Annotated in this window: 18 protein-coding genes and 4 pseudogenes; 8 read left to right on the top strand and 14 right to left on the bottom strand. The window is 37.9% G+C overall.

Annotation, left to right across the window (positions count from 1 at the left end; genetic code table 11):
* Positions 1 to 140 precede the first annotated feature (140 nt).
* On the top strand, positions 141 to 443 hold the full coding sequence (locus tag ACFIKU_RS01145) for a hypothetical protein (protein WP_375641695.1): 303 nt from the start codon (positions 141 to 143) through the stop codon (positions 441 to 443).
* 30 nt (positions 444 to 473) lie between these two features.
* A complete protein-coding gene (locus tag ACFIKU_RS01140; RefSeq protein ID WP_375641696.1) occupies positions 474 to 989 on the top strand; it encodes an RNA-guided endonuclease InsQ/TnpB family protein in 516 nt (171 codons plus the stop codon).
* A gap of 926 nt (positions 990 to 1915) precedes the next feature.
* On the opposite strand, the gene ACFIKU_RS01135 is transcribed toward ACFIKU_RS01140, so the two are convergent.
* The 3 genes and pseudogenes from ACFIKU_RS01135 to fumC form a co-directional block, all read right to left on the bottom strand.
* Positions 1916 to 2806, bottom strand: coding sequence for an outer membrane protein (locus ACFIKU_RS01135; RefSeq protein WP_375656439.1), 891 nt, complete (start codon positions 2804 to 2806; stop codon positions 1916 to 1918).
* 670 nt (positions 2807 to 3476) lie between these two features.
* Positions 3477 to 3708, bottom strand: a pseudogene (locus ACFIKU_RS01130) (lyase family protein); the annotation flags it as partial.
* Between the two features lie 897 nt (positions 3709 to 4605).
* Positions 4606 to 5994: a class II fumarate hydratase gene (fumC, locus tag ACFIKU_RS01125; RefSeq protein WP_273790909.1), complete on the bottom strand. Its 1389-nt coding sequence runs from the start codon at positions 5992 to 5994 to the stop codon at positions 4606 to 4608.
* Positions 5995 to 6221: 227 nt separating this feature from the next.
* On the opposite strand from fumC, the gene groES reads away from it, so the two are divergent.
* From groES to ACFIKU_RS01110, 3 genes and pseudogenes are all read left to right on the top strand, one after another.
* Positions 6222 to 6518, top strand: coding sequence for a co-chaperone GroES (groES, locus tag ACFIKU_RS01120; RefSeq protein ID WP_005774667.1), 297 nt, complete (start codon positions 6222 to 6224; stop codon positions 6516 to 6518).
* A gap of 58 nt (positions 6519 to 6576) precedes the next feature.
* On the top strand, positions 6577 to 8220 hold the full coding sequence (gene groL, locus ACFIKU_RS01115) for a chaperonin GroEL (protein WP_375656438.1): 1644 nt from the start codon (positions 6577 to 6579) through the stop codon (positions 8218 to 8220).
* A gap of 55 nt (positions 8221 to 8275) precedes the next feature.
* A pseudogene (locus ACFIKU_RS01110) lies at positions 8276 to 8541 on the top strand (TCP-1/cpn60 chaperonin family protein); the annotation flags it as partial.
* Positions 8542 to 9312: 771 nt separating this feature from the next.
* Here ACFIKU_RS01110 and ACFIKU_RS01105 read toward each other — a convergent pair.
* The 4 genes and pseudogenes from ACFIKU_RS01105 to ACFIKU_RS01090 all read right to left on the bottom strand — a co-directional run.
* Entirely contained in the window at positions 9313 to 10473 is a 1161-nt protein-coding gene (locus ACFIKU_RS01105; RefSeq protein ID WP_375656437.1) for an HNH endonuclease family protein, read from the bottom strand.
* 9 nt (positions 10474 to 10482) lie between these two features.
* Positions 10483 to 11361 carry a hypothetical protein gene (locus ACFIKU_RS01100; RefSeq protein WP_375656436.1) on the bottom strand — a complete coding sequence of 293 codons (879 nt, stop codon included), beginning with the start codon at positions 11359 to 11361 and terminating at the stop codon, positions 10483 to 10485.
* Positions 11362 to 11375: 14 nt separating this feature from the next.
* Positions 11376 to 12494, bottom strand: coding sequence for an adenine-specific methyltransferase EcoRI family protein (locus tag ACFIKU_RS01095; RefSeq protein WP_375656435.1), 1119 nt, complete (start codon positions 12492 to 12494; stop codon positions 11376 to 11378).
* A 54-nt stretch (positions 12495 to 12548) separates the two neighbouring features.
* Positions 12549 to 12737 (bottom strand): annotated as a pseudogene (locus tag ACFIKU_RS01090) (DUF6471 domain-containing protein); the annotation flags it as partial.
* Between the two features lie 105 nt (positions 12738 to 12842).
* Here ACFIKU_RS01090 and ACFIKU_RS01085 point away from each other — a divergent pair.
* Complete coding sequence (locus ACFIKU_RS01085; protein ID WP_375656434.1) at positions 12843 to 13094, top strand: transposase; 252 nt, start codon at positions 12843 to 12845, stop codon at positions 13092 to 13094.
* 35 nt (positions 13095 to 13129) lie between these two features.
* Entirely contained in the window at positions 13130 to 13483 is a 354-nt protein-coding gene (locus tag ACFIKU_RS01080) for a transposase (RefSeq protein ID WP_375656433.1), read from the top strand.
* A 1021-nt stretch (positions 13484 to 14504) separates the two neighbouring features.
* On the opposite strand, the gene ACFIKU_RS01075 is transcribed toward ACFIKU_RS01080, so the two are convergent.
* Genes ACFIKU_RS01075 through ACFIKU_RS01060 form a run of 4 tightly spaced genes read right to left on the bottom strand, consistent with a single transcriptional unit; the run spans position 14505 to position 15741 of the window.
* Positions 14505 to 14717 carry a hypothetical protein gene (locus tag ACFIKU_RS01075; RefSeq protein ID WP_375625312.1) on the bottom strand — a complete coding sequence of 71 codons (213 nt, stop codon included), beginning with the start codon at positions 14715 to 14717 and terminating at the stop codon, positions 14505 to 14507.
* A complete protein-coding gene (locus tag ACFIKU_RS01070; protein ID WP_273723737.1) occupies positions 14710 to 14922 on the bottom strand; it encodes a hypothetical protein in 213 nt (70 codons plus the stop codon). Before ACFIKU_RS01070 ends, ACFIKU_RS01075 begins: the two co-directional genes overlap by 8 nt.
* The gene (locus tag ACFIKU_RS01065) at positions 14846 to 15082 is read right to left on the bottom strand and encodes a hypothetical protein (RefSeq protein ID WP_375656432.1); all 237 of its coding nucleotides are present in this window, start codon (positions 15080 to 15082) and stop codon (positions 14846 to 14848) included. Before ACFIKU_RS01065 ends, ACFIKU_RS01070 begins: the two co-directional genes overlap by 77 nt.
* Positions 15079 to 15741, bottom strand: a complete 663-nt coding sequence (locus ACFIKU_RS01060) for a lysozyme (RefSeq protein ID WP_375656431.1) — start codon at positions 15739 to 15741, stop codon at positions 15079 to 15081. Before ACFIKU_RS01060 ends, ACFIKU_RS01065 begins: the two co-directional genes overlap by 4 nt.
* A gap of 434 nt (positions 15742 to 16175) precedes the next feature.
* Here ACFIKU_RS01060 and ACFIKU_RS01055 point away from each other — a divergent pair, with 434 nt between their 5' ends.
* Complete coding sequence (locus tag ACFIKU_RS01055; protein WP_375656430.1) at positions 16176 to 16304, top strand: hypothetical protein; 129 nt, start codon at positions 16176 to 16178, stop codon at positions 16302 to 16304.
* A 282-nt stretch (positions 16305 to 16586) separates the two neighbouring features.
* Here ACFIKU_RS01055 and ACFIKU_RS01050 read toward each other — a convergent pair whose 3' ends face one another.
* The 3 genes and pseudogenes from ACFIKU_RS01050 to ACFIKU_RS01040 all read right to left on the bottom strand — a co-directional run bounded on the left by ACFIKU_RS01050 (position 16587) and on the right by ACFIKU_RS01040 (position 20161).
* The gene (locus ACFIKU_RS01050; protein WP_375656429.1) at positions 16587 to 17537 is read right to left on the bottom strand and encodes a YopJ/AvrA family T3SS effector serine/threonine acetyltransferase; all 951 of its coding nucleotides are present in this window, start codon (positions 17535 to 17537) and stop codon (positions 16587 to 16589) included.
* A 374-nt stretch (positions 17538 to 17911) separates the two neighbouring features.
* A complete protein-coding gene (locus ACFIKU_RS01045; RefSeq protein WP_375656428.1) occupies positions 17912 to 18841 on the bottom strand; it encodes a YopJ/AvrA family T3SS effector serine/threonine acetyltransferase in 930 nt (309 codons plus the stop codon).
* Positions 18842 to 19215: 374 nt separating this feature from the next.
* Positions 19216 to 20161 (bottom strand): annotated as a pseudogene (locus ACFIKU_RS01040) (YopJ/AvrA family T3SS effector serine/threonine acetyltransferase).
* Between the last annotated feature and the right edge of the window lie 799 nt (positions 20162 to 20960).

Raw genomic sequence — 20960 nt, 5'->3', positions numbered from 1 at the left:
GTTTTGCTTATAATTTTGCACTGAAGGAATGGCAGCAGCAATATGAAGCATGGAAGAAAGATAATAATTTACCAAAGCCTAATGACTATACGCTTCGTAGACAATTCAATTCTCTAAAACGAGAACAATTTCCATGGATAATGGAAGTCACTAAAAATGCTCCACAAATGGCAATTATTCAATTGGGTATGACTTTTAAGAATTTCTTTTCAGGAAGAAGCCGATATCCCACTTTTAGAAAGAAAGGAGTGCACGATCGTTTTACTTTGACCAATGATCAAATACAGTTGCAAGGTTCCAAGATAAGAATTCTCAAACTTGGTTGGGTTCGTCTGCGAGAACAATTGCGATTTCAAGGAAAGATCTTGTCAGTAACCATTAGCCGTAAAGCGGATAGGTGGTTTGTAAGTCTTAGCGTTGAAACCAATAATCAAGAGTCATGAAGCGAGAACCAAGCTATTGTTGGTCTTGATTTGGGCATCAATGCACTTGCAACGCTTTCGATAGGAGAAACCATAGGAGGCGTTAAACCTTATAAGGCTTTTCTCAATCGTTTACGGCGCTTATCACGAAGGCTAAGCCGTAAGCAAAAAGGCTCGAGCAATCGTTATAAGGAGAAACAAAAACTCGCTAAGCTTCATGCACGGATAAGCAATATTAGAACAGATCATTTGCATAAGGTTACAACAGATTTAATTCAGCGTTTTGGTACATTTTGTCTCGAAGATCTTTATGTAAAAGGTTTTCTGAAAAATCGGCATTTATCGCGTGCCCTTGCAGATCAAAGTTTTTTCGAATTTTGCCGTCAATTGGAATATAAGGCGGCACGCTATGGTCGACAGATTGTTATTGCAGATCGTTGGTATGCGAGCAGTAAGATTTGTCATCATTGCGGATGTAAGATTGAACAATTACCTCTTAACATACGTGAGTGGAGATGTTCTCATTGCGGTATACACCATGATCGAGACATTAATGCCGCGAATTAATTTAAAAAACTTGGCGGTGAGTTCCACCGTGTCAGCCTGTGGAGAGGAAGGCTCTGGCCAATGTCCTGTGACTTTGGTGAAAACCGCCTCGAAGAAGCAGAAAATCAACAGTATATTTAATCAGAAATGATTATATTTACATACGTTTGATAGAACGGATTGAATAAAATATCGAAGAGTGGATTCGTTATCTTATGAAGTAAAGCGCGAGAAGTGACTAGGGTCGTTACTGTTTAGAAAAAACTGAATTGTTTATGGATTAATGGAAGGAGATATTTTTGCTCTTGAGAGGGAGATTAAAAATTAACATATGAAATAATCTGCTATTTTGTGCTGTTGTTGCGTTATTCTTTTTATGTCGTAAAACGTCATTATTTGAAGTGTGATCATATAGGGCATACCTCCTTGAAACGTTACAGTGTTTTTTCAGTGCGTTTGTCTTTCTTTAGGTTTAAGAGCATTCCATGAGGAGGCGCCAAGAGGAGCTCGCCCAAGATCCCCCAAAGTGTCCTTAAGAGTCGTTGTGTTTTTACAAACGGACATGGTGTTTAAAAATGGGTGTTTAAAAATGGTTTTTGGAAGCTTTATCCTTCGAGAGTGGAGAGGACAAGTCAGCTTCAGCCTATAAAATTGCAATTGATGCACAATATCCATATTTCTTTTAAAGAAATATCTCTTACATAACGGAGCTCATTTATTTTACGATGGTGCCCAGTGGTGTGGTGGTAAAGCTTTTATATTCCAAATGCATTACATGAAAGGGTGAGAGGATAGGCGCTTGCTTTAAAAGAGAGAGAGGCAGGATTGTTTTGTGACTATTTAGTTTAGTACTGGTTTTTAGAATCTGCGTCTTTTTAAGGGTAAAGGGGCATTAAAAAACCCCGTTTTTAACAGGGTTTTTTAATCGTTTAATTTTTCTACAAAACTTAGAATTTATAAGCGATACCAAAGCGAACATCATGCGTTTGAGAAGAAATTTTAAGGTTATCGTTTGCAAATTTCTTTTTAAAAAAATCTGAATAACGATATTCTGTACGCATGATGATATTATCTGTCATTGCAAGATCAAAACCACCACCAACAGTGTAGCCAAACATTGTTTTTGTCTCATCTAACACATTGCCAGAAGCAAAAATTGTCGGACCTTCTTGCGATTTTAATAAAAGTGACATGATATATTGCATTTGTGTATAGGCTACACCCCCTGCAATATAAGGCATAAGACGATGGGAAGCAAAACCAATACGCGCACGTGCGGCACCAGACCATGTTTCTTTCAATGTTACACTGCTGATAACAATGTCACCATAGTTGGGTATCGTTTCATCCTGAGCTACAGGTTTTTTGATAGGAATCCCAGCTTCTTTAAAGGCAATGTTAATAGAGTCTAATTCATATAGAATTTTCTTTCCATTGTCTGTTTGGGTGCTTTTCTTCCCAGACCAGACTATGTCCGTATCAAAACCGAAAACAAGGTTATCTCCCAGATCAATATTAGAACCTGCATACAAACCTGCTCTCAATCCTGACGGTTTCGGTGATAAATCTCTATCAACCCAAGCCCATTTTCCATCCCTGGCGTCTTGTGCGTAATTTAGAGTATTTTTACTGGAAAAATATCCAATTTGTCCCCCAAAATAAAAACCAGACCAAGAAAAAGGCGCAGAAACAGTAACCGGTGAGATATGTGATGATGAATCATTTTGCAATGAAACTTTCGGTTTTGATTGCTCAAAGATTACCGTATCTGCTGCTTGCGCTGTTGAAGTGGTAATGAAAGTGAAAATAGATAGTGCAATTAAACATTTTGTTTTCATAAAAAACGTCCCCAATTTATTTCGGATACAAAGTGTATTATATATAAATTGGTTAAAGAAATCTATATTTAATATCATTATGAAAATTAAAATACTCAAAAAATCTATAATTACCCATATTAAAGCGTTTTCAAAACCTGGTTTCGTGTTATTATTCCGCATAGGTATTAATTTTTAAGGTTTTTTTGTAAACTCTTTCAATGTTCCCTGCGTGTTCTTTATAGTTTTGGAAAAAAGTATGGTAAATAAGCCTTTGATTTATTTAAGAAACTATTATTTTATAGATTAAAATCACCCTTTGTTATTTAGTATTAAAGATATTATCCGTTATGACATATATTGTTGTGCTTAATATTCAATTAGTGGTAAAATGCATATTGGCACCATCATATTTTTTATCATATTCTTTGCTTGTTTCTGATATTGTGTAGCTTTGTATTGCGATAGCCTTTTGAGTACTTGAGAGGATGAGCGACTTTATTTCTTTTGTATCTATATGCCACTTTTTCGTATGACAATCCAAGCTAATAGTTTTGTTTGGCGAATAGTTTTGATTGATTGAATAAAATACGAAGAATAAGAAGGAACAAAGTGTGAGAATCTAATGTTTCATGGGCTTTCTCATATACCATGTAAAACGATAAACTCTCCTTTCCGTTCGCTTAAAGTCGGAACGTGGATAAGAGCCTAAAAAATGAATGTCGTTGGCAATTTTTAAGAGATTAACTTTAAAGAGATTAGTGCGTACACTCAGGTTTTTGTGGAAATGGGTGAGGGCGCCATGATAGGCAAATGCCTCAAATTTCTTGCGAGCTGTCAAGGATATCTCTGTCAGAGAGCTGATTGTTTCAGCAAAGGCCAAAACCTTTCGGTGCATTGAGTTTTTTTCCAGCAGCTGTTCCTCTATTGAGCACCCCTGTATTCACGCTTCATAAGGAGACGTCTTTCAATGTTCCCAAACCCATTTCACGACAGCGATTGTGAATGGTATCATGATAAATCCATTGAGCACCCCTGTATTCACGCTTCATAAAAGAGCAAGTCGGTACCATTATTTTTGCTAGCTCGTGGGGTGTTGAGACAGCTCTCTCCACAATGTTGTGACAGTTCATGGCACTTGAGGCGATTTCATTAGATGCGTTTTTAGTCCTTATCTTCTACAATTTCTATCCACACATTCATTCCGCTTATAATGTGCAAGTCAGTGATTTTGATTGATGCAACATGGGACAGATTTAAAAGGAGGAAATCTTACGGTATTCAGAATTCTCATTCAATATGGATAACGCTAGATGATCATTATAAATCAATACATCATCTCATTGAGACAAGAGCTACCTACAGAATGTATCAATAATGATAACATTGTAAAGCGTAACTACTATGAATTCATTAATCTTTATACTTCGATTGAAATTATGCCTATTAATACCGATTTTTTGAGCTCATTCTGTTTGGTTAATAGCTAATTGATTTTCAAAATCAAGATGCGAAGCTAGAATGAAAAAACACTTTAAGATCATATCCATTTAAATCACTTTCTGCCAGTATAGCCATTGGGTGTTGAGCCATGACTATCCACTCCTTTCCAAAGCCCCATTCCTTTCCAAAGCCGTTGTGTCTTTTAAGTACAACGTAAGAAACAAAACCATCCATAGCATAAATGCGGACCAGAGCCTAAAATGAACGCTGTGGGTAATTGTTATCGGTCATCATCGGGGTGTTTGCACCCCGATTCTTTTGACAGACAGATTGGTTTTAAGATATTTGCATCTTTTTTAGTGGGTTGTTTATTGGTTTTATTGGGGAGCAATCATCTTTTTGGGATCAACTAATCGGTCATAATCCTCTACAAAAACGCCTGCTTTTAATGCTTCGGTGCGCAAAGTTGTATCATTTTTATGCGCTGCTTTGGCAATTTCAGCAGCTTTTTCATAGCCAATTTCCGGTGCAAGAGCTGTGACTAACATGAGTGAGCGCTCCATGAGCGAGTGAATATGAACGCGATTGGCCCGTAATCCTTGAATGCAATGCATATCAAAGGAACGCATGCAATCACCAAGAAGGGTAATTGATTGTAAAACGTTATAGCCAATAACAGGTTTATAAACGTTGAGTTCAAAATGTCCTTGGCTTGCGGCAAAGGTTACGCTGGTATGATTGCCAAAGACTTGGCATGCGACCATGGTTAAGGCTTCACATTGTGTGGGGTTGACTTTGCCGGGCATAATAGAAGATCCGGGTTCATTTTCGGGAAGACTGAGTTCCCCTAAACCGGAACGTGGACCAGAGCCTAAAAACCGAATGTCATTGGCAATTTTAAACAGATCAGCAGCAAGAGCATTCAAGCTCCCGTGGAAATGCGCAAGGGCGCCATGATGGGCGAGTGCTTCAAATTTATTGCTGGCAGTTTGGAACGTTATGCCTGTGAGAGCGCTTACTGTTTGCGCAAAAGCAATGTCAAAACCTTTGGGTGCATTCAGCCCTGTGCCAACAGCCGTGCCACCTTGAGCAAGCATGTGGACATCGGTTAGAGCATTTTCAATGCGCTGAAGATTGGCTTCTAATGCGGCACGATAGCCTGAAAATTCTTGCCCTAAGGTTAAAGGCGTTGCATCTTGGGTATGGGTGCGGCCGATTTTAATGATGTCTGCAAATTCTTGCTCTTTTTGTTTTAATGTAGCAATAAGAGCTTCAAGGATTGGTAGTAAGTGTTGGCGTGTTTGCAACGTGGTGGCAATGTGAAGCGCTGTGGGAAAGGAATCGTTCGATGATTGGCTCATGTTGACATGGTCATTGGGATGAACTGGTTTTTTGCTTCCAAGTTTTCCTCCCAAAATCTTACTTGCACGATTAGCAATGACTTCATTGACATTCATATTACTTTGGGTGCCAGAACCTGTTTGCCAAACGGAGAGTGGAAAATGCGTATCAAAATCGCCGGCAAGCACTTCATCGGCGGCGGCAATAATTGCTTTTCCAATATTTTCTGGTAGCTTTCCTTTGTCCATATTGACAACAGCTGCTGCTTTTTTGACAAGGACTAAGGCATAGATGATGGCAAGAGGCTGCTTTTCACTGCCAATATTAAAATTATGCAGAGAACGTTCAGTTTGTGCGCCCCAATAACGATCTTGACGTACCGAAATCGTTCCAAAGCTATCCGTTTCCTGACGTGTTTCAACCATGATAAGATCCTTTTTTGTTCACGGGTTCTTAAAAAAGATAGATAACGCGAAAGTGCAATAAGAGGCAAGACTTTGAAGCTTCATTTAGAGAAATAATTTTTATGGCTATTCTTGACATTGAGAGATGCCGATTTTATATCTAGGTCATGTTGGCACTCATAGTTTGAGAGTGCTAGCAATAACTTTTAAGATTAATGCAATTATGTTCAGTTTTAAGGATTTAAAACATGGCTAATATACAATTCCGCCCACTTCACGACCGTGTCGTTGTCCGTCGGGTTGAATCTGAAAATAAAACGGCTGGTGGGATTATCATCCCTGATACAGCAAAAGAAAAACCCCAAGAAGGCGAAGTAATTGCTGTTGGCAATGGCGCTCTCGATGATAACGGCAAGCGTGTGCCTTTAGAAGTCAAAACAGGAGACCGTATCCTCTTTGGAAAATGGTCTGGGACTGAAGTCAAGATTAATGGGGAAGATCTCCTCATCATGAAAGAATCTGACATTATGGGAATTATGGGCTAATTGAAGCGCTTAACTTTTCATTGTGTACTATTTTGAGAAAACTCCAAGGAGAAATTAAATGGCTGCTAAAGAAGTCAAATTTGGCCGTGAAGCGCGTGAGCGTTTGTTGCGCGGTGTCGACATCCTTGCTAATGCTGTTAAGGTGACACTCGGCCCTAAAGGTCGCAATGTGGTGATTGATAAATCATTCGGTGCGCCTCGCATCACAAAAGATGGTGTATCCGTTGCAAAGGAAATTGAACTTGAAGATAAGTTCGAAAACATGGGTGCACAAATGTTGCGCGAAGTTGCTTCTAAAACCAATGATATTGCTGGTGATGGAACAACAACAGCAACTGTTTTAGGACAAGCTATTGTGCAAGAAGGTGTTAAAGCTGTTGCTGCGGGCATGAACCCAATGGATCTTAAACGCGGGATTGATGCTGCTGTGGATGAAGTGGTAGCAAACCTCTTCAAAAAAGCAAAAAAAATCCAAACTTCAGCAGAAATTGCACAGGTGGGAACCATTTCTGCTAATGGTGCTGCTGAAATCGGTAAAATGATCGCTGATGCTATGGAAAAAGTGGGCAATGAAGGCGTCATTACCGTGGAAGAAGCTAAAACCGCTGAAACGGAATTAGAAGTCGTTGAAGGAATGCAATTTGACCGTGGGTATCTTTCCCCTTATTTTGTCACAAATGCTGAGAAAATGGTCGCTGATCTTGATGATCCTTACATTCTCATTCATGAAAAGAAATTGTCTAATTTGCAATCTCTTCTTCCTGTTCTTGAAGCTGTTGTTCAGTCTGGAAAACCACTTCTCATTATTGCTGAAGATGTGGAAGGTGAAGCTTTGGCAACGCTCGTGGTCAACAAGTTGCGTGGTGGTTTAAAAATTGCTGCTGTAAAAGCACCAGGGTTTGGTGATCGTCGTAAAGCAATGTTAGAAGATATCGCAATCTTGACATCTGGACAGGTTATTTCTGAAGATGTGGGCATTAAACTTGAAAATGTCACTTTGGATATGCTTGGACGTGCAAAGAAAGTCAATATTTCTAAAGAAAACACCACCATTATTGATGGTGCTGGACAAAAGAGCGAAATTACTGCTCGCGTCAATCAAATCAAGGCTCAGATCGAAGAAACAACTTCTGACTATGACCGTGAAAAATTGCAAGAAAGACTTGCTAAACTCGCTGGTGGTGTTGCTGTTATCCGTGTGGGTGGTGCAACAGAAGTTGAAGTGAAAGAAAAGAAAGACCGTGTTGATGATGCTTTGAATGCAACACGTGCTGCTGTTGAAGAAGGTATTGTTGCTGGTGGTGGTACCGCATTGTTGCGTGCAGCAAATGCGTTGACCGTTAAGGGAAGTAATCCTGACCAAGAAGCTGGTATTAGTATCGTTCGTCGTGCTCTACAAGCACCAGCGCGTCAGATTGCAAGCAATGCTGGTGAAGAAGCCGCGATTATTGTGGGCAAAGTGCTGGAAAACAATGCTGACACTTATGGTTACAATACCGCCACGGGTGAATTTGGTGATTTGATTGCTTTGGGAATTGTTGATCCTGTGAAAGTTGTGCGTTCTGCTCTTCAGAATGCGGCTTCAATTGCGAGCCTGCTGATCACAACAGAAGCAATGGTTGCTGAAGTTCCAAAGAAAGATACACCAATGCCTCCGATGCCTGCTGGCGGAATGGGTGGAATGGGCGGAATGGATTTCTAAGCTCTTATTCCGTAGAGGTAATAAAGAAACGGGCCTTCTGTGCCCGTTTTTTTTAGCTGCGATTATTGTGGGCAAAGTGCTGGAAAATAATGCTGACACTTATGGTTAGAATACCGCCACGGGTGAATTTGGTGATTTGATTGCTTTCAAGAATTGTTGATCCAGTGAAAGTTTTTGCGTTCTGCTCTCCAGAATGCGGCTTCGATTGCGAGCCTTCTGATTACCACAGAAGCAATGGTTGCTGAAGTTCCAAAGAAAGATACACCAATGCCTCCAATGCCAGGTGGCGGAATGGGAGGAATGGGCGGAATGGATTTCTAAGTTCTTATTCCATAGAGGTAATAAAGAAACGGGCCTTCTGTGCCCGTTTTTTATGCTTTTCACCTTTCGTACAGTTCTTCCTTTTATGACAGTGATCTTATAGCATTTTGTTATTTTTCATTTTTCATGGGTTGATGTATTGCCATTGTGAATAGATCTCTCTCTTTATTCATGACTTTTTCTCTTGCATTTATGAGATGTTTTTATTGTGCGGGGATCATGGTTTTCTTTGAAAATATTGTATTGATAAAAATACCACTTTTTGATTTATAGTCATTTCTTTCTTGTATAGTTCTATTTTTTCATTTCAAGTTTATGCATGCACCATTAAAAAAATCCTGTGTTTGTGCTTTAGAAGGGCGAATGGTTTTTATGAACCAGCGACAAGAGTTTGTACTCATTGAAAGTTGAAGAGAGAAAGTTAGACAGAGCATGTTGGCTCTTGTTTGTTTTTTATGAATAAGATGCCGGTGTTTTGTATGAAAAAATTCAGGGTTTGCTTTGTTTAAGGGCTTTTGTATACTGGGACAAGCATATCTCTATTTGGGTAATTTTGAAATGGGGAGACAGTTGCACTGAGGAAGAATGTAAAGGCATATAATTACTCGTCTTGCCAACATCTTTTTGCTTTATGACTTTTAAAGGTATTTATAGTAATATTTTATTAAATAATGAAGATGATGCCTTCTTTTGTTACTTGCGTGTCTTTTTTTGTGAAATCCCGTCATTATGTAGCATTTGCACACAACCAATGTTTATGAGTGATTTGTGTTATTTATTACCCTTAGCTCTATTATGCGTTTTGCATAACATTTCACAATTAGCCTTGTCGGTTGCACCCCCTTTACTCCAAGCGGTCACATGGTCTGCATCCATGTCGGCAAGTTTCCAAATTTTATTTTTATTGACATTGTCACTGATTGCACATAGCGGGCAGTTTGAAATACCATTCACTTCGGCATTGGTAGTTTGTTTGGCATAGGTTGATTTTTTGGTAGCTTCATCAAATACTCTTACATTAAGTAATTTTTTATCCATCATACCACCTAGCACATATTCAAAAATTCCTTTACGGTCTTTGACATAAGGGTCTGCATATAGGGTTTTTACTTGCTCACTAATGGTTTGCGGATTGTAAGGCTTGGATTTATAGGTTTCATATAGTCGTCCCCATTCTAACCCTTGCATTTCTTTCTCGACAGTAGTAAAAATCCCTGATACCCAGTCAATTACGGTATTAAAATAGGTTTTTAGTTCGCTGATGTTGTCATTATGACGGTGACGGCTCATGTAGTCGCCTACATTGTTACGGCTGATCCATTCAAGGGCGGTGGCTAAAAAGTCTTGGCGTAAAGCTGATCCTCGCACATAACTCGCCCATTTGTTAATATTGGCGTTTTGGCTGTTGCTAAATTCGGCTTTCGCTAGGGTTACAAATTTTCCTGAATAGACAGCATTTAATAATTCTTGTTCATTGAGTGGTACGCCTGCAATGTTGATGGTTTTAAACCAGTTTTTAATTTCGATTTCCTCACCGTCACATACATATACTAAAAGGTTGGTTTTATTAATCAAATCTTGCTGTTCAGGTGGTAGTGAGTTGAAATATTGCGGGGTCTTATTGTTATCTATGATGGCAAATTTATTGGTAACAAATCGCCCGATACTGGTAATGCGTTGCTGTCCGTCTAAAACCTCATAGATACCATCCCCTGTTTGGTTAAAATACAACAAACCCAATGGGTAGCCTTTTAAGATAGACTCAATAACGGCAACATCACGTTTACCATCAGCATAGATATAATTGCGTTGGTATTCAGGTTGAATGGTAAGTTTGCCTGATAAGCCAAATAAGCCTTTGCCTTCAAATTCGTTGTAGGTGAATCCATGACAGATATCGGCAATGGTATAGGTTTTAAGCGTGGTTTTCATAAATTATTCTTATTTCCCGTTAGATGCTTCATCAGCGACAACATTTAACATTAGTTGAATTATAGAAATACAATCAAGGGCATTTTTAATTTTTAATTTTCGATATTTTGCGGTGCTAGACTTATTAAAATTATGTGACTGCATAGAGCCATAATATGATATCGTATCATCAAGCATCATTTCTTTGGTGGCTCCACCGACAAAATAGACAACCAAATCTCGTTTCAAAAATAAATTATCATCGAAATACTGTTCACTTAAAAACTTAACTGTAGTAGCACTATAATCTATACCGACTTTATTATTTTTAATGTACTGCCCGTTACTGTAATCAAGGCTAAAAAGAAAACGCAAATAGAAATCTTTATCCATTTCTATAGTTTTAACATGGTTAGTATAAGTCCCTAATATATCAAAATCTTTTATTATAGCCTCTGCTATCGGCTTAAATGGAAAAGAGGAGCGTATCTCTACTGTTTTTATGGCTTGATGTTCAATGTCAGATTGGTCTTTCCATCTTTTGATAATCTTTATATCAACTTGATTGATAGGATTGTTTGAATTATCTATTTGTATAGAAACATTTTTACTTGTATTGTAGTGATTAAGCATAGTAAAGCATAGTTGCTCAATAATAAGACCACACAAGCCTTTTAACTGAATTTCTCTTAAATTTCTCGTATCACCTGACGAATTGGCTGAATTAAAATTTATATTGCTTAAACGCTTTTTTGCAATCTCAATGATATTTTGCGTGTTTTGATTATCAGGTGTAAGCACAATACGCTGTATTCTAAATGGTAGATTGTTGAAATAATCACATCGGATCATGTGATTATTGTCAAATAGCATTTGCTTATCATTATAATCTATATATTCAATATACATATTAGGAACTCTCATTATTCTGCTTGTATGAGGATTCGTGAGTACATTCGATTACCATTAATATAAGCACGGTCTAACTTACCATTCCAATCAGCAACAGCTAAATCACTTAATGATCCATTTTTGACTTCTAAATCCATACCAATAATTTTAAATTGTTTAGGGTTGTGTTTGTCTAAAAAGCTAATAGGCACACCCATAACACCTTTATAATCGCTTGGTGTGGCGATCGTTACGGGTACCTCAATGGCGTTGTAATTATCGTATTTTTGATAAGCATTTTTTCCTTGAATTTTCTTATTAAATTTAAGATTTTCTGCCATTGTCATCAGTTGCAAGGGTTGATGTCGTCTGCCATGGTCGATATTTGTAAACCACCGAACGCCTTTTACACGAATATATTTATTCCCCTCGTCATCAATTCTAAATCCTGCTGCTTCAAGTGGGTAGCTTTCAGGCACTCTAAACTCTCTATCACCACTATTAATGGTCGCACCTAACCATGCTTCATTATTTTTAATGAGTGAAAATATGTCTTTACAGGTAATGGCGTTCATATTTCCAATAATGGAAAATTGTTTATCCGCTTCCACTATCCATGCCAAAAACTCACGAAATAGTGAAAAGGGTGGATTGGTGATAATTATATCCGCTTCATCTCGCAAGGCTTTGATTTCATCTGTTTTAAAATCCCCTGTGCCATTAAGGTAATGCCATTGCAAATCCTTAATATCGACTTTGCCGTCATGGTTACTGTCTTTATCAAGGATGAATATTTTACCCTGTTTTACCGATTTATCTTTGTCATAATTTGGGCTTTGAGTTTCAAATAAAGACGGTTGATAATCAGCTTGTAAATTTTTATTGGTATGTGCGTAACTGGTGCTAATGAGTTTTTTTAAGCCAAATCGTTCAAAATTTTGAGCGAAATACTTGGTAAAGTTACTCCAATCGGGGTCATCACATGGTAAAAAGACAATTTTACCTCGAAAAACGTTAGCGTCATAGTCAAGGTAGGCTTGCATTTCCTTTTCAATATCGTTGTATTGCGTGTAAAATTCATCCTTTTTGGCACTTTTGGCTTTAGATAAGCCCCTATTTTTGCTTTCAAGATGTGCATCATTATTAAACATATTAAAACGCTCTCACTAAGACCAATTCAAAACTATCATTTATAAAAAATGTTATTAAATCAAACGAATTTCATTGCACCCAATCGCAGCCGAAACCTGTAACATAAAGTCCGCCCTAAAAGTTCCTCGAGAAATCTTATTGCTAAGGTTCTATGGGGTTTCCTCAATACCTAAGTCTTTTAATTTTTCTGCCACATCAGCATAGCTAAGGTTTCTAAGGGAAATTTCCGCTTTAACAATACCTTTGGCTTTATTTCGCTATTCATCGCTTTTTGAGTGTTTCATATCGTATTTTTTCACTATTTAAAACATATAATCATTATAAATGATGATTAACAGGCTTAAATTATGACCAAACTCTTTTTACTAACAGCCCATGCTCGCAGTGTGTCGTCACTAGCCATTGCCCAATTAAGTGATGACAAGTGCTATGCTATGCTGTGTGAATCGCGTTGGGGTAGTACAGAAATCGTGGTTTGCCCGAAATGCCAAGTCCGACATAAAGCCTATTCCATTGCCAGTCGTAAACAATGGCAATGGAAGCATTGCTTTAGTGTAATATCAAGCACTATCTTTGCTCACCATAAATTGCTATTATAGACGATTGTTTTTGTCTGTGTCATCCACGTCAATGGGTGAAAGGTATATTAGCCCTACAGCTATCTCGTGACCTAGATGTTAAGTACAAAACTGCTTTTGTCCTCGCTCATAAAATCCGTGTATCACTCCAAGCCCAAAAAGTTTTGTTTCCGCTAAATGGTGAAATCCACATGGACGATAGCTACGTCCACTCAAGTGAGCGTGAGGAAAATAAAAAGATTGATAGGGTTGATAGACGTTTAAAGGTCAATAAGAACCCCAATAAGCGTTGTATCATCGTTATGCGTAATTGCTACACCACAGACGAAATCCTAGCCAATCTACAACTCGCAGGGACTAAAATGACATATACCTTCGTGGCATTGGGTGAAATCCCTCATGTAAAATAGAAAAGCCGCAAATATAGCAAATATATTTGTCTCCAATATACATTTTTGCCTATTGACGTGTTTTTTAAGAGGTATCTTGTTTGTCACACCGATTTTACAATGGACGATTTCGTAATGGATTCATGAATGGGATAAGGGTAAAGTTCTCATAAAGTGCATAACCATAGGGCACGATCACCTTTACGCTTCATAAAAGAATATGCTAACGTTATCATACATTTTTCCAGCTCTCAATGTTATGACAAGCCGTTGGTCCGCGAGACGGTGAGGCATGCCTTGCTTATAGAGTTTTGACCCCTACACTGTAATGTACAAGCGATATGGTTTGGATTATTTCAAAAGGAAATAGGTTGGGAAATGAGAAAATCCTACGATATGCAGAGTTTTAATTCAAGTTGAAGAGTGCTTAATGATAGTTATAAATCAATGAGATATGGTTTTACGGTTTTCAAGAGCATTGAATTCTTACAAATCTTGCAAATAATGATAATCGTCGTGTTGTTTCATATTTTTAATGGGTTTTAATGGCAAAACTTTTAATGGAGCAATGCTTTTATTTATAATAATCATTCATTGTTTTGTATGTTGAATAAGAGATTTTTATTGCGGGGGATTTTTTCATTTCAATTATTTTCTTATACCCAACAAGTGGAGGAAGTTAGGGTAAAATACTTAAAGAAAATAAAAATGCCTCTCATGAATATTTTCAATTTTTTCGCGATGGTATCTTTCCAATGGGATTTGTGAAGGGCATAAAATCTTTTGAATATCAATAGGATATTTAGAAATAGTGCGTTGGTATAATCATTTCTTATGTTAGCAAAGTTGTTGACGCACACGTTTGTTAGAAATCTCTCTTCATGCTCCTTAATTCATTTCATGAAAGCGTTTGTGAAGAGTGTGTAAAAATTTCCTATGAGACGTGAAAAATCATCAATAAAAGCTTCGTGTTTTCAAAAAATAACGACTGACTTTTTATATTTAAAAAAAGATTGAACACGTCTCATGTTTTTTATTTATTTTAGAGCTGAATATTCGATTTTTGTGTAAAAATACTTGCTAGCGCATCTATGATACGTGAGAAATCAAGCGCTAATAAGAAAATGATGAATATAATCCACTTCGTATAGCGTGACATCATTTTTACACTTTTATAAGTTGTGATGATTTCTTGTAGGATTTCTTTTTCCTTTTCTGTAAGCTCTGTTTGTTTTTCTGTTTTTTTTCTAGCCATGTTTCCACCCACACAAGCCTTCCCCTTGTTTGTTATGCTTTAAAATATCTCTTGCGAGATTTGAACTGATGATATTGAGATCTTTTTTGTCTAAATAAATGGGCAGCCAACCAACGCAAGAAAAAGGCTCATTGATTGTTTTTATCGCGCAACCAGTGAGTAAGAGCAGCGCGTACATCAGCATCACTTTTTTGATTAATTTCATTCTCCACCTCTAGCCGTGTTATTGATGACTTTAGCGTTTTTTCTATTTGCTTTTGTTGTTCAATCTTTTTTCCAAGAGTAAAAACTTTTGCTAAAGCAATAAAAAAAGCGGTCAGAGCCGCTCCTGTTATCATCAGATTTTTTTTCATCCACCACATCATAAGCGCTGCTCCCGAAACCGTTTTGCCACAAAGAAGATGCCTGCACAGGCGGCTAAAACCATAATAGTTGCCAATGCCCATTGAATGGGGCCATTGCCTGCCAATAAGCCTCCAAGTCCAGAAAAAGAACCAATAATCGGTGTAAGCGCTTCTGCTTTGAAAAATCCCATGGGTGCTTGCGTTTCTACGGTTTGGTAGTTGGGAGAAACATAAGCACCTTTTGCCCATAATCCTGCTTCGGCTGCACGACGGTGCACTAGACCGTGAAGACGTTTTCCTCCTGCTTTGGTCCACTTTTGTAATTCAGCAGGGACAGCTTCATATTCGCCGTTATTGAGTTTTTTGAGCAGGGTCGAATTACAAAAAGCTGATGTTCCTATATTATAGCAAAACGATACGAGCGCGGCGAATTGTTCATCTGTTAAGGAAACTGTCACGTGTTTTTCAACGGTATTTTCAAATTGTCTCAAATCTTGAGAAAGAACTTCTTCTGCTTGTTTTTCAGTAATGATCATGCCTTTGTGAACGAACGGTTTGCCGGCAGCGCTGGTATGTCCATAGCCGATTGTCCATACTCCGATGGCATCTTTATGGGCGTTCAAACGCAATCCTTCCCATTGTTTAATGAGTGCAAGCCCTGCTGATGATATTTTTCTCATTTGCTTCTCCATAAAATAAAGCCTCACTTTAAAGTGAGGCTGGTCGACACATTAAAAGTGAAATTTTTCACGCTGCAAAAACAGAAGAGACGTGAAACTTTAATAAAATCAAAAGGTTAGTTGTAGCATCTTAAGGGAATGAGGTCATGGTTGGCCAAGTGGGATAATGGTTGGCCAAGTGGGATAATGGTTGGGCTGGTGTTTTCCGTTGAGAGATGTTGTTGGTTTTGAGACTTGGTGCTGGTGATGTTGGTGCTGTTGATGTACGCAATGGCATTACGGTGGCATTACGGTGGCATTACGGCGGCATGACGGCGGCATGACGGTTGTGTTAGCGGTGGCATGAGAGGTGAGGTTGGAGGGGGGACATATATGTTGGTGAATGGAATTCTTAGAAGGCATTGTTGGCGCGGCAGGGGTTGGAGGGTTGCACAATGATTTGTGTTAGCATTGGTGTTGGTGATTGCGGTTGTTTTGGCGGTGGTTGTGAGGGGGAGGCGCTTGAGATAAAAGCGAACTCTCTTAGAAAAAATCTACAGAAAGAGGCGTGTGCCTTTACTTAATATTCAAAATTATAAAATATTTTATGTATTCAGCCTTCTATCTATCTATCTATTCCAATATAGATCATTGTTAGGAAGAGCTTTGGACTTTTAATAAAATTTTAAAATCAGCTGATTTTGATCGAACAGCCCTGTTTAGCTTTTTATCTTTTAAGAGGTCACGTTGCTCACTTTTTGCATCGTTCCCTCTTTCAAAGGAAAAAGAAGATTGGCTAACAGCAATTTATGCTTAACCGTAAAGCCGCAGAGCTTCATTCTTTATGGGTATGAAAAAAGTCTTCATTACATCATCAGAGATTTGTATTCCGTTGCTCTTTTTCTGTGTTGTGAAACAGAAACAGTTTTTCCTTCTGCTGAACTTAAGCTTCTTTCAAATCTCTCTCTCAGAGTTTCACCTTTTTTGTTTACTGTTTCATGTTCAGCATCTGGATTGGCTTTTAGATATTCCCCAAGACGTCTTCTTCCTTGTGTGTGTTTATAAAAAGTGGTTGGAAGATATGTATCTAACTTTTCAGCAGATAAAGGCGTATCTGGTTCACATAACACACCCTTAATATTATCTTTGTGCAGTCTTTTTAATTTATCCGCTTCGAGATAAAGCTTTTTAGCAAGGCTTAAGCTGAACATTCCACATTCAGAGGAACTGCGTTGAATATCCATTTCTGCCATGGCAAAAGAACAGTTAGACAATTCATGCGCTTTAATGGCTAATTGTGTCCTTAATGCTAGCACCGCTGATCTCATATTGTTAAGTGTTGTAGGTTCAAAAAATATCACGGACGTTTTGTCATCGATGGTTTGATGATCAATCACTGAAAAATGAATTCCTCTATCCTTTGTATGAATGATAAATCTAGAAGATTGAACGCCGTTTTCGATGGCTTCTTTTAGTGCAAGGGCAAAGTCGTGAGATGACGCTACTAATTGAAGACGCATTTCAGGATATTTACGATTTGCTTGTTCTACCAAGGCTGGCATCAGTGTAAGATCTGTACTTGCATAATCAGCTGTGAACCAACGACCTGTTGCGATGTCATCTTCTAAACGAGCAATGATATTTTTTAATTCCTCACGATTGAATGGGATATTTCTTTCTTTTTTGCTGCTTTGTTGTTCTGAATGTGCAGTAAGAGTATCTAATGATGCACTTGCATGCGCCCCTTCTGGTGTACTTGTTCCTTCTTGTGTTTGTAATGCATGAGCGGCAGTATCTTTTGAATTTTGTGGCTTCATAATATGAACCTCCGTGGTTATAATCGGAAGGTAATATTATTTTCTTATATTTTGACCAAATAATGTTTTGAAAAAGAACCTTTATCTCTTGAAGATTAAGGAAAAAATCATTTTTCAGCTACTTTATAAGAAAGTGCGGGCAGGCCTTTTCAAAACTTGCGTGTTTTATGTTTTTTCAAAGTCTTAAAATACGGGCTTTAAAATGGGCTACTTTTAATAGAATACTCTTGTTTTTCCTTTTGTTTGAAGAGGTAATTGCTCACTTTTTGCATCGTTCCCTCTTCCAAACGAAAAAGAAGATTGACTAACAGCAATTTACGCTTAACCGTAAAGCCGCAGAGCTTCATTCTTTATGGGTATGAAAAAAGTCTCCATTACATCATCAGAGATTTGTATTCACTAATTCTTTTTCTGTGTTGTGAAACAGAAACAGTTTTTCCTTCTGCTGAACTTAAGTTTCTCTCAAACCTCTCGGTTAGAGTTTCTTGCTTTTTGTTTACTTTTTCATGCGCTGCTTCTGGATTGGCTTTTAGATATTCCCCAAGACGTCTTCTTCCTTGTGTGTGTTTATAAAAAGTGGTTGGAAGATAGGAATCTACCTTTTCAACAGATAGAGGTATATCCGGTTCACATAATATACCTTTAACATTATCCTTGTGCATTTTTGCTAATTTATCAGATTCAAGATAAAGCTTTTTGGAAAGGCTTAAGCTAAACATTCCACATTCAGAGGAACTGCGTTGAATATCCATTTCTGCCATGGCAAAAGAATAAGGAGGTAGTTGAAGATATTGAAGGGTTTGATTTATTTTTATCCCTAGTTTGCAAGCAGTGATATTCTGAAATGTTGTAGGTTCAAGCATAATCAAAGAGATTTTGTCATCAACTTTTTGATAATCAAGGACCGCAAAATGGATTCTGCTGCCCATATTGACGACAAATCGGGAAGATTTTGCTCCGCTCTCGAGTGTTTCTTTGAGCGTGTAAGTAAATTCTTCTTCTGTAAGAGCCAATTTGAGATTCATTTCTGGGTATTTGCGATTTGCTTGTTCCACGAGAGCCGGCATCAGTTTAAGATCTGTATCTGCATAATAAGCATTGATCCAACGGCCGGTGACGAGATCATCTTCTAAGCCTGTAATAATAGTTTTTAACTTTTCCTGACTCAAGGTGCTCTCTTCTTTTTGGGGAGCGTTGAGTTGTTCTAAACGGGCAATAAGGCTTTCTAAGGATTCATTTTCGATGTTACTTTCTGCCATTTGTGAGGCATGAGCGGCAGTATCTTTTGAATTTTGTGGCTTCATAATATGAACCTCCGTGGTTATAATCGGAAGGTAATATTATTTTCTTATATTTTGACCAAATAATGTTTTGAAAAAGAACCTTTATCTCTTGAAGATTAAGGAAAAAATCATTTTTCAGCTACTTTATAAGAAAGTGCGGGCAGGCCTTTTCAAAACTTGCGTGTTTTATGTTTTTTCAAAGTCTTAAAATACGGGCTTTAAAATGGGCTACTTTTAATAGAATACTCTTGTTTTTCCTTTTGTTTGAAGAGGTAATTGCTCACTTTTTGCATCGTTCCCTCTTCCAAACGAAAAAGAAGATTGACTAACAGCAATTTACGCTTAACCGTAAAGCCGCAGAGCTTCATTCTTTATGGGTATGAAAAAAGTCTCCATTACATCATTAGAGATTTGTATTCACTAATTCTTTTTCTGTGTTGTGAAACAGAAACAGTTTTTGTCTCTGTTGCACTTAAGCTTCTCTCAAATCTCTCTCTCAGAGTTTCTTGCTTTTTGTTTACTTTTTCATGTTCCGCTTCTGGATTGGCTTTTAGATATTCCCTAAGACGTCTTCTTCCTTGCACGTGTTTGTATAAACGAGCTGGAAGATATGGATCTAACTTTTCAGCAGGTAAAGGCGTATCTGGTTCACATAACATGCCTTTAATATTATCTTTGTGCAGTCTTTTTAATTTATCAGCTTCGAGATAAAGCTTTTTGGCAAGGCCTAAGCTGAACATTCCACATTCAGAGGAACTGCGTTGAATATCCATTTCTGCCATGGCAAAATGAATATTCGGCAATTGGTGATCTTCAATGGATTGTCGCGTTCTTAATGCAAGTAAGGCGGGGAGCGTGTCACGCAGTGAGGTAGGTTCTAAAAATATCAAAGATGTCTTGTCTTCTATAGTTTGGTGATCAACGACCGCAAAATGGATTCCCCTATCTTTTGCGTTAACGATCAGCCTAGAAGATTTTATGCCGTTTTCGAGTGTTTCTTTGAGCGCAAGGGCAAAGTCGTCCGGTGTCATTGCAAGTTTAAGATTCATTTCTGGATATTTACGATTTGCTTGATCTACTAAGGCTGGCATCATGTAAAGATCTAAAATATCATAATAATTTTTTATCCAACTTCCATCGGCATTATGCTGTTCTAAACTGGCAACAATATCTTTTAATTCCGCACGGTTGAAAGGAGTGTTTTTTATTTTTTCGATGTTGAGCCGTTCTAAATGTGTAGCAAGAGTGCCTAATGATGCATTTGCATGCGCTCCTTCTGGTACACTTGCTCCTTCTTGTGTTTGGGAGGAATGAGGGGGGGGCAGAATCTTGTGGCTTCATAATATTAGCTTCTATATTGATCATCGATAGACGATATTATTTTCTTCAATTCTGGCTAAACAATGTTTTGAAAAAAAGCCTTTGCATCTTGAAAAATGAGGCGATGAAAACATATCGTTTTCATATTTTCTCTTCGTATATTGCTCATCATTTCTGTGATGTATGACATTAGGCATTTTTATTGGGATATTTTATTAGAGCGTTCTATTGAGAGCCCTTATTGAATACTGCTTATTTTGAAAATCTCAAAATTATAGGGCTGTTGGTGATGAAAATTGGATGATGCAAAAGAAAACAGTCAGAAAAAGACGAAAAATACCTTCAAACAGAAGACTTTTAAAGATTGTCGCGAAACACACTGTTTGATAACAACCTATAATAACGCTTGATAACAGTCTACAATAATGCGAACATTTGATGATGAAATATAGGCGCAGAAAACCCCTTACCGCACCTGTTATTAAATACGATTTTTCATATTCTGTCAACAGCAAAACGATTATTTTTCTTCCTTTATTGCGGGGGGAAAACTACAGAAAAAAGCGCATTCGTTAGCTATGCAGCAAAATATGTTGTTTTAATGGGAAAGTTTTTTGAAGCGGTAAAAAAACATTTTCTCCTTTGAACAAGGAAGGGGGAAAATAAGGTGGGGGGGCAAGGTGAAGGGAGAGGGGAGAATTGTGGTTTTGAACTCCGTGGTATTTTATTGATGAAATGAGAAAGCGTTGGTTGGAAGATGTTGCGGGGGTAAAGCTTAGGTGTTGCGCAAGGGGCCCCGTGGGGGATGACTGATAGGGGC

Source organism: Bartonella sp. CM120XJJH (assembly GCF_042194715.1).
Classification (GTDB): Bacteria; Pseudomonadota; Alphaproteobacteria; order Rhizobiales; family Rhizobiaceae; genus Bartonella.
This window is presented reverse-complemented; position numbering and strand designations above follow the sequence as displayed.

Bases quoted from the DNA above. Each gene is read 5' to 3' on its own strand.
- ACFIKU_RS01145 (WP_375641695.1), top strand. From the start codon at position 141: ATGGAAGTCACTAAAAATGCTCCACAAATGGCAATTATTCAATTGGGT.
- ACFIKU_RS01100 (WP_375656436.1), bottom strand. From the start codon at position 11,361: ATGTATATTGAATATATAGATTATAATGATAAGCAAATGCTATTTGAC.
- groL (WP_375656438.1), top strand. From the start codon at position 6,577: ATGGCTGCTAAAGAAGTCAAATTTGGCCGTGAAGCGCGTGAGCGTTTG.
- ACFIKU_RS01085 (WP_375656434.1), top strand. From the start codon at position 12,843: ATGACCAAACTCTTTTTACTAACAGCCCATGCTCGCAGTGTGTCGTCA.
- fumC (WP_273790909.1), bottom strand. From the start codon at position 5,994: ATGGTTGAAACACGTCAGGAAACGGATAGCTTTGGAACGATTTCGGTA.
- ACFIKU_RS01095 (WP_375656435.1), bottom strand. From the start codon at position 12,494: ATGTTTAATAATGATGCACATCTTGAAAGCAAAAATAGGGGCTTATCT.
- ACFIKU_RS01060 (WP_375656431.1), bottom strand. From the start codon at position 15,741: ATGAGAAAAATATCATCAGCAGGGCTTGCACTCATTAAACAATGGGAA.
- ACFIKU_RS01135 (WP_375656439.1), bottom strand. From the start codon at position 2,806: ATGAAAACAAAATGTTTAATTGCACTATCTATTTTCACTTTCATTACC.
- ACFIKU_RS01065 (WP_375656432.1), bottom strand. From the start codon at position 15,082: ATGATGTGGTGGATGAAAAAAAATCTGATGATAACAGGAGCGGCTCTG.
- ACFIKU_RS01105 (WP_375656437.1), bottom strand. From the start codon at position 10,473: ATGAAAACCACGCTTAAAACCTATACCATTGCCGATATCTGTCATGGA.
- ACFIKU_RS01055 (WP_375656430.1), top strand. From the start codon at position 16,176: ATGATTTGTGTTAGCATTGGTGTTGGTGATTGCGGTTGTTTTGGCGGT.
- groES (WP_005774667.1), top strand. From the start codon at position 6,222: ATGGCTAATATACAATTCCGCCCACTTCACGACCGTGTCGTTGTCCGT.
- ACFIKU_RS01070 (WP_273723737.1), bottom strand. From the start codon at position 14,922: ATGAAATTAATCAAAAAAGTGATGCTGATGTACGCGCTGCTCTTACTC.
- ACFIKU_RS01045 (WP_375656428.1), bottom strand. From the start codon at position 18,841: ATGAAGCCACAAAATTCAAAAGATACTGCCGCTCATGCCTCACAAATG.
- ACFIKU_RS01050 (WP_375656429.1), bottom strand. From the start codon at position 17,537: ATGAAGCCACAAAATTCAAAAGATACTGCCGCTCATGCATTACAAACA.
- ACFIKU_RS01075 (WP_375625312.1), bottom strand. From the start codon at position 14,717: ATGGCTAGAAAAAAAACAGAAAAACAAACAGAGCTTACAGAAAAGGAA.